This is a genomic window from Flavobacterium orientale (assembly GCF_014638005.1).
Lineage (GTDB): Bacteria > Bacteroidota > Bacteroidia > Flavobacteriales > Flavobacteriaceae > Flavobacterium > Flavobacterium orientale.
This window is the reverse complement of record NZ_BMFG01000025.1, coordinates 1-3,020: the sequence shown is the minus strand read 5'-3', so window position 1 is coordinate 3,020 and position 3,020 is coordinate 1. Positions and strand designations below refer to the sequence as shown.

The window sequence follows — 3,020 nt, the reverse complement described above, 5'->3', positions numbered from 1 at the left end:
GTATGGTTACTACTACGGAGGCAAAACATGTGCAATCACAGTTCCTGGAGGAACACCTGAGCCAACGCCTGTTGATTTCACACGTGATGCTGTTTCGGACAGTCCACTTGCTAATGAATTTACGGCAGTAGCGTATCCAAATCCGTTTAACGACAGTTTCAATTTGGATATCAAAGGAAACCATACAGCACCGGTTCAAGTAACGGTTTATGATATGATGGGACGTTTGTTAGAAAGCAACACCATTACAGTTGACCAAGCCAACAACACCAACATTGGAGCCAACTACCCAACGGGTGTTTACAACGTGGTTGTAACACAAGGGGAGGAAGTGAAGATGGTTCGGGTTGTGAAGCAGTAGAGTTTGAAAATTTAAACATAATATAGACTAGACCTTCGAGAAATCGAAGGTCTTTTTTTTCTCACAGAAATCACAAAATTTGCACTCGTCAGGACTGACCCGCTTATCGACAGATGATGAGGATTTTAGAATAATCTCAATAATAGCTACTACTGTCAAGCTGAACTTGTTTCAGCTTCTTTTTTTCTATTTCGGTTAGGTTGGAAAGTTGCTTCGTACGTAAAGCACTGAAATCTCAAAATTTGGCTTCTCCTTGGTTGACCTATCTATCGAAAAAACAGGTGATGATGCTTTTAGGCCAATCTCAATACTATGCACAACTGTCAAGCTGAACTTGTTTCAGCTTCTCTTTTTCTATTTCGGTTAGGTTGGATAATTGCTATTCACAGAAAACACAGAAAACACAAAATATGGCTTTGCCAAAGCTAACGTATCTATCGAAAAATAGGTGATGATGCTTTTAGGCCAATCTCAATACTATGCACAACTGTCAAGCTGAACTTGTTTCAGCTTCTCTTTTTCTATTTCGGTTAGGTTGGATAATTGCTATTCACAGAAAAACTCAGAAAACACAAAATATGGCTTTGCCAAAGCTAACGTATCTATCGAAAAACAGGTGATGATGCTTTTAGGCCAATCTCAATACTATGCACAACTGTCAAGCTGAACTTGTTTCAGCTTCGGTTAAATTAGGACTGTATTTTTCCTGGTTTTTGATTTACGATTCATTATAACCTTTTAAACGAGACATTATGCAAGGGTAACGATGCTGCTGCAATTAATTTTTGGTATCCGGTTGATTGGGGAGGGTGATGCTGAATTTGGTGAAGGCTTTGGGTTCGGATTGAGCGGTGATGGTGCCGTTGAGGTTTTCGACTGCTTCTTTGGCGATGTATAAGCCGAGGCCGGAGCCTTTGTTGCTGTCGGTTACAAAAAACATGTCAAATATTTTATCGAGGTATTGGGGGTTAATGCCCATGCCATTGTCTTCGATTTCCAAGGTTACCGTAGTTCCCTTTAATGTCGATTTTACTTTAATGTAGTTTTCCGACTTGGTAAGGTCGGCGTATTTAAAGGCATTGGAGATGAGGTTGTTCAGGATTATTTTGAGTCGTAGTACGTCCGTGTAGATGTAGTCGGTTTCCAGTTCTTGGATGACTTGCATCGACAGGTTGTGGTTTGTGAATTGGTATTGAAAAACCGTTTCATTGATGAGGTAGCTCAAATTGATTTTTTCAATGGTTATTTTTATTTTATTGTTTCGGGAATAATCAATGATGTCTTTGATAAATTGGTCTTGTGATTGGAGAATTTGCGACATCATGTCGACATATTCTTTTCGCTTTTCCGCGTCTTCTTCGTGTTTGATGATGACCACCAGTCCCATTAAAGAGGTAATAGGTGAACGCAAGTCGTGTGAGGCACTGTACACAAATCGGTCCAATTCTTTGTTGGCTGTTTTTAATTGTTTGTTGGCGGATTCTAATTTTATTTTGTTTGCTTTTAACCGTCGCATCATTTTGAAGTAGTAGCTGCTCACAAAAGTAATAATCAGGATAATAAAGAAAATGTTGGTGACTACTAATAACGATTTCACTTTTCGTGTGCCTTGGCCTAGTGCTTTCGAAAAATTACTTTGTTTGATGGTCAGTTCGTCTATTATCGTATTCAGTTGGTTGACAAACAATTGTTGGTCTTGTGGCGTTAAGGTGTTCGCATTTATTTTTGCTTCAATTTCGGAAGCCACTGCTACTAACGCATTGATTTTTTGATCGCCCACTTCCCATTCTGCCACCGCTTTGGAAAAGAAAGGAAACGATTTGAAGTTTTGGTAGAGCCATATCATATCATTCAGGTCGTCTTCGTGGTTGCGACCTTGTACAAAACCCGCTTTTATGGTTGCTATGTTTCCCTCCTTATTCATTTCCAGTCGTGCGATTTGGTCGCCTAAAGGCACGGTTATTTCCTTGGTAAAGGCTTGGAATGCTGAACTATCCGCATTGTATAGGTAGGCCACCAGATGCCTGCTCGCATCTTTTTGAGCTTTGGAATAGTGTGATTCTCCGTTGATGTAGGCTCGGGAGCCTGATAAAATTCGGATGGTGTAGAAGTTGACTACGATTAATAAGCCGCTGGATACCAGTACTGTTACTATTAAAAAATAGTAATCTGTCCAATAGTTTTTGCTGTTGAGCAGTTTTTTTGGAACCATATAGTAGTGAGCCTTATTTGGTTAGTGGTGTTGCTGTTATAAAAATAGGGATTTTTAATTGATTTGTGATTTTTTTTTGGAGGTTTTTTTAGGAGTTGGTAGTTGGGAGTTTGGAGTTGGTAGTTGGGATTTACAAGATGTACTGGGGTTGTTTTGATATTGAGGTTTTTTTGTGGTGGTTGATGGGAGATGGGAATGGGGCGTTGGTAGTTGGGTGTGATTACCTGATTTTGTTTGCCCCAATCTGCCTAGGCAGAAGCAAAATCAGGGTGTGTGATCAACCGATTTCAGTTTTGTTTTATAGATTGGGAGTTAAAGTCGGGAGTGTTCAATAAACTGTGTCATTTCATTTTATTCTATCACTAAAATACGCATTTAAATCATTTTGAATAGCAGACCAGTGAAAAATTTGTCCATTCCATCTAGTTTGTGCGTTCATAATAGCTA

Annotated in this window: 2 protein-coding genes; one reads left to right on the top strand and one right to left on the bottom strand. The window is 39.4% G+C overall.

The features are described 5' to 3' along the window. Window positions 1-361 (top strand): T9SS type A sorting domain-containing protein (locus tag IEV15_RS14470; RefSeq protein ID WP_188363254.1); only part of this gene is annotated, 361 nt, incomplete at its 5' end. Between the two features lie 778 nt (window positions 362-1,139). Here the strand turns inward: IEV15_RS14470 and IEV15_RS14465 are convergent. Next, complete coding sequence (locus IEV15_RS14465) at window positions 1,140-2,573, bottom strand: sensor histidine kinase (protein WP_188363253.1); 1,434 nt, start codon at window positions 2,571-2,573, stop codon at window positions 1,140-1,142. Window positions 2,574-3,020: the final 447 nt, after the last annotated feature.